The organism is Kribbella sp., assembly GCF_035655035.1.
GTDB lineage: Bacteria > Actinomycetota > Actinomycetes > Propionibacteriales > Kribbellaceae > Kribbella.
Genome location: NZ_DASRVN010000776.1, coordinates 1 through 5225, shown reverse-complemented (window position 1 = coordinate 5225; position 5225 = coordinate 1). Strand labels below are relative to the sequence as shown.

The window sequence follows — 5225 nt, the reverse complement described above, 5'->3', positions numbered from 1 at the left end:
GATGGGGTGCGGACAGTTCCTGCGGGTGGGGTCGGGCATTGGGTGCGGGTGGCCGGAGCGGGGAACGGCGGGGTGCCGCTGGTGCTGCTGCACGGCGGGCCGGGTGAGAGTTCGTACGGCGTGGAGCGGTCGGTCGGGGATGCGCTCGCCCAGTTCGTACCAGTGGTGTTCTACGACCAGCGCGGGTGTGGCCGGACGGAGCGCCCGGCCGACACGTCGACGTACACGATGGCACAGCTGGTCGCGGACCTCGACGAGTTGCGTACGGCGTTGGGGGTCGAGCGAATCGTGCCGTGGGGCGTCTCGTTCGGGTGCCTGCTGGCCGCCGAGTACGCCGTTGCCCACAGCAACCATGTGGACCGGCTGGTACTGCACGCGCCCCCGATCGCCGATCCGCTGCATCCCGGGCTGTGGACGATGCGGCCGGGCGCGGTCGACCCGCTCCTGACACCGGCCGAGCGGACCGCGTTACGCGCTCAGCTCGACGGTGTCACCGAGCCGTTGGAACGTACGGTCGCGGCGCTCGGCGCGATCGCCCAGAGCGAGAACGCGGCCGCGTTCTTCTACCACGACCCGTCGAACATCCCCGCCGACGACGAGAACGCGCCGCCGCCGAACATGGAGGTCGCGATGGCCCTGGTCGGCAACGAGCGCCCCGACCTCGTCGACGACCTGGCCGCCCTGGACGTCCCCACACTGATCCTCGCCGGCATCTGGGACCGCCACGTCGGCTTCGACCTCCCGCGCGACCTCGCAACCCGCCTCCCCCAGGCCACGCTGGAGATCTTCCACCACTCGGCCCACTCCATGGACGAGGAAGAACCAGCAAAATACCTCGAGTCGATCCGCAAGTTCCTCAGCCGCTGAACGCCTGGAAGTCGCCCGAGTGACTGCTACTCGTACATCTTGTCGAGGATGTCGGCGTATTCGGTTTCGACGTGTTTGCGTTTGAGTTTGAGGCTGGGGGTCATCTCGCCGGATTCGACGGTGAGGTCGCGGTCGAGGATGGTGAACTTCTTGACGGTCTCCCAGCGGTTCAGGCCGGCGTTGAGTTCGTCGACGTAGCCCTGGACCATGGCGCGGGCGGCGTCGGAGGTGACGATCTCGGCGTACGGCTTGCCGGCGAGGCCGTTGGACTCGGCCCAGCCGGTGATCGCGTCCGGGTCCAGCGTGACCAGGGCGGAGACGAAGTTGCGCAGGTTGCCGTGCACGATGAACTGGCTCGCGTACGGGCAGATGGTCTTGAAGCGGCCCTCGATCACCTGCGGTGCGACGTACTTCCCGCCGGACGTCTTGAACAGGTCCTTCTTGCGGTCGGTGATGTACAGGAACTCGTCCTCGAAGTGCCCGATGTCACCGGTGTGGAACCAGCCGTCGGCGTCCAGTACTTCGGCGGTCTGCTCGGGCTGGTTGTGGTACCCGCTCATCACGCCGTCGCCCCTGATCAGGATCTCCCCGTCCTCGGCGATCTTGAACGACGTACCGGGGAAGGCCGGCCCGACGCTGCCGAGCCGGTACTGCGAGGGCCGGTTCAGCGTCGACCCCGCCGACGTCTCGGACAGCCCGTACCCCTCGAGGATCAGCAGGCCGGCGGCATGGAACCACTCCGCCAGCGACTTGTCCAACGCCGCCGACCCGGACACGAAGAACCGGATCCGACCGCCGAACCGGGCGCGGATCTTCGACAGCACCAGCCGGTCGGCCGCGGCGAACTGCGCGCCCAGCAGACCTGACGGCTCCTTCCCGTCCTGCCGGAGCGCGGAGACCTTCGCGCCGACCCCGAACGCCCAGTCGAACAACCTGGCCCTGGCGCCGCCCTCGGACTGGATCATCGTCACGATCCGGGCGTGCGCCTTCTCGAAGATCCGCGGCGCCGCCGCCATGAACGTCGGCTGGACGACAGCCGCATTGTCGACGATCTTGTCGATCCGCCCGTCCACCGCGGTCGCGAAGCCGATCTGGCACTGGACCGCCAGCAGTACCTGGCCGAACACGTGCGACAACGGCAGCCAGAGGAACTGCAGGTCGTCCGGCGACAGCACCTGCATGCCTTCGACCGCGGCGCCCTCGTACGTCCACACCGAGTGCGGCAGCCGCACACCCTTCGGGCGTCCGGTGGTCCCCGAGGTGTAGATCAGCGTGCACAACGTGTCCGCGGTGATGTCGGCAATCCGATTGTCGACAATCGACGGATGCTCGGCGAGGTACTCGTCGCCGAGCATGTCGAGCCGGCCGAGGCCGATCACCCAGTCGCCGTCGCTCTCCAGCGGCGTACCGTCCAGCAGCACGACCTTGCGCAGCGACGGCGTCTCGGACCGGTGCTCGCGGAGCTTGTCGACCTGCCCGGCGTCCTCGGCGAACACCACCTGGACGTCGGCGTCGGCCACGATGAAGGCCACGTCCGCGGAGATTGTCGACGGGTAGATCGTCGTCGTCGCGGCGGCGGCCAGTACGGCGGCCAGGTAGCACTCGATCCACTCGATCCGGGTGTTCGCGGCGATCCCGACCCGCTGCTCCGGCTCGACCCCGAGCGCGATCAGGCCGGCGGCCCGGCGCCGGGTCAGCGCCTCGGTCTCCCGCCAGGTCACCGACTTCCACTGCGAGTCACGCGGGAACCGGAACGCCTCCCGCTCAGGCGTCGCGGCCACCCGCTCCAGGAACATCTGGGCCACGGTGTCCTTGCGATTGCTGAGCAGTGCGAGCTGGCCGGGATCGGCGACAGGCGTCATGACTGGCCTCCAATGGGGGTCAAGTGGGGCGTGTCGGCCCGGGAGGCGCGCCCTCTACCGGACAGTAATAGCAATCACCGCGGCTGACCATGCCACTCGCTTGCCCACCCGAACCTTCTCCATTACGTTTCCGCAACATGCGCATACGGTCGGTGGTAACCGCCTCACTATCCGTCCTGCTGCTCGCGATCGGGGTCCCGGCGCGCGCGGCCGCCCCGCCGGCCGAGTTCGGCTCGGACTACGACGATCCGCGGACGCCCGGCCCGGCGGTCGCGGTCCCGCAGACCCGGCACTGCGAAGTGCAGATTGTCAACAATCAGTTCCGGAACTTCGATCCGTACCGGTCGACGTACACGCCGCCCACCGACTGCCAAGGCCCGTGGTCGAAGGTTGTCCTGCGAATGCACGGCGCGGTCAAGGGCGTGCAGTACGACCGCCTTGGTCACCTCACGATCGGCGGCGTCGGCGTGTTCCGGACCTCGACGCCGGAGCCGAGCACCGACGGCATCGAGTGGAACGTCGAGAAGGACGTCACGTCGTACAGCCCGCTGCTGCGCACGACGCAGCCCGTCGTCATGGAGCTCGGCAACGTCGTCAACGACACCTACACCGGCGTCCTCGACATCACGGTCACGCTCGACTTCTCCACGACCGACCGCCACACCCCGGCCGCCAGGACCGCGGACGAAGTACTTCCGCTGCAGGACCAGACCCGCGACGGCGCCGACCTGCGCGGTACGGCGACCCTCCCGCGGAACACGACCCGCGTCCTCGGCGAGGTCTACGTCACCGGATCGGGCGGCGGTTGCGAGGAGTTCTGGGACACGTCCGCCCCGGCGTCGACCGGATACTCCTGCCCGGACGGTTCGCCGTACCGTGAGGTCGACGTGAGCATCGACGGCAAGCTCGCGGGCATCGCCCTGCCGTACCCGTACATCTACACCGGCGGCTGGTCGAACCCGTACGAGTGGCGCCCCTCCCCCGCGCCGCGTGCGTTCGACATCAAGCCGGTGACGTACGACCTGACGCCGTTCGCCGGACTGCTCACCGACGGCAAGCCGCACGAGTTCCGCATCCACGTCGACGGCGTACCGGCCGGCCAGTCCGGCTGGTTCACGGTCCCGAACCTGCACGTGTGGACCGACGCGCACCGCGCACAGACGACCGGCGGGCTCACGTCGTACGCGGTCGGCCCGCTCGCGAAGACCGACGACGTGACCGGCGCCCCGAACGCGGCCGGCTCCGTCAACACGACGGCGTCCCGCAACCTCACGATCAGCGGGTACGTCGACACCTCGGCCGGCCGGATCCGTACCACCGTCAACCGCTCGCTGACCAACGTCTCCAAGCACACCTGGCACGCCGGCGAGTCCCGCGACGCCCTGGACGCCGACTGGCGCGACACCGCGACCACGATCAGCAACGGACGCGTCGACCGCACCGACCTCCGCTACGGCAAGCACGGCGTCCTGACGTTCTTGCCCAACGCAACGATCCCCGGTGGGTACGACGTGGTCACGGACCTGAAGATCTACGACACGATCCGTACGCCGGGCCGCACCACGACCGAGACGTACGACGGCCGCGCGTCCTGGATCTACGGCGTACCGCGAGACCAGCGCCACGCGACCGGCACCCAGACCGTGCGCTACCGGGCAGTCGGTCACGGCTGCTACGACCACACCCTCACCGCGGTGAACGGCGTTTACACAAAGGACTTCTACCGCTGCTGAGCGGGTGTACCGAAGAACGGGTAATGGTCACCGCGGCGCCGAGTGGGCCCGTCGCCGACGGGCGGCGACGGGCGGCGAGGGCCCAGGACTACCCGTTCTTCGGTACGCGAAAGTCAGCGGGCGGCGAGCAGTTCGGCGATCTGGACCGCGTTCAGGGCGGCGCCCTTGCGGAGGTTGTCGTTCGAGACGAACAGGACCAGCCCACGGTTGCCCGGCACCGACTGGTCCTGGCGGATCCGGCCGACGTACGACGGGTCCTGGCCGGCCGCGAGCAGCGGGGTCGGGAGGTCCGCGAGCGCCACGCCCGGAGCCGCGCCGAGGAGCGCGACCGCCCGCGCCGGGGTGATCGGCTCGGCGAACTCGGCGTGGATGCTCAGCGAGTGCCCGGTGAAGACCGGCACCCGGACGCAGGTACCGGCGACCGGCAGGTCCGGGAGGTGCAGGATCTTCCGGCTCTCGTTGCGGAGCTTCTGCTCCTCGTCGGTCTCACCGGTGCCGTCGGCAACGATCGACCCGGCGAGCGGGAGCACGTTGAACGCGATCGGCCCGGCGTACACCTTGGGCTCGGGGAGCGTGATGCCGTCCGTACCGCGAGCCAGCTTGCCGCCGGCCACGGCCAGGTCCCGCGCCTGGTCCTCCAGCTCGCTGACGCCGACGCCGCCGGAGCCGGAGACCGCCTGGTACGTCGAGACCACCAGCCGGGTCAGGCCCGCCGCGCGGTGCAGCGGGGCGAGGACCGGCATCGCGGCCATCGTCGTGCAGT

At 69.4% G+C, this 5225-nt stretch carries 4 protein-coding genes; 2 read left to right on the top strand and 2 right to left on the bottom strand.

Features of this window, described 5'->3' with window-relative positions:
- The coding region (locus VFF46_RS39425; RefSeq protein WP_325042391.1) for an alpha/beta hydrolase at positions 1-867 on the top strand (867 nt) is incomplete at its 5' end.
- Between the two features lie 26 nt (positions 868-893).
- Here the strand turns inward: VFF46_RS39425 and VFF46_RS39420 are convergent.
- Positions 894-2729 carry a long-chain fatty acid--CoA ligase gene (locus VFF46_RS39420; RefSeq protein WP_325042390.1) on the bottom strand — a complete coding sequence of 612 codons (1836 nt, stop codon included), beginning with the start codon at positions 2727-2729 and terminating at the stop codon, positions 894-896.
- 137 nt (positions 2730-2866) lie between these two features.
- Between VFF46_RS39420 and VFF46_RS39415 the strand changes: the two genes are divergently transcribed.
- Complete coding sequence (locus tag VFF46_RS39415) at positions 2867-4462, top strand: peptide-N4-asparagine amidase (protein ID WP_325042389.1); 1596 nt, start codon at positions 2867-2869, stop codon at positions 4460-4462.
- Positions 4463-4575: 113 nt separating this feature from the next.
- On the opposite strand, the gene VFF46_RS39410 is transcribed toward VFF46_RS39415, so the two are convergent.
- Positions 4576-5225 (bottom strand): aspartate-semialdehyde dehydrogenase (locus VFF46_RS39410; protein ID WP_325042388.1); only part of this gene is annotated, 650 nt, incomplete at its 5' end.

Coding starts and splice junctions, on each gene's coding strand:
- VFF46_RS39420 (WP_325042390.1), bottom strand. CDS start 2,729: ATGACGCCTGTCGCCGATCCCGGCCAGCTCGCACTGCTCAGCAATCGC.
- VFF46_RS39415 (WP_325042389.1), top strand. CDS start 2,867: ATGCGCATACGGTCGGTGGTAACCGCCTCACTATCCGTCCTGCTGCTC.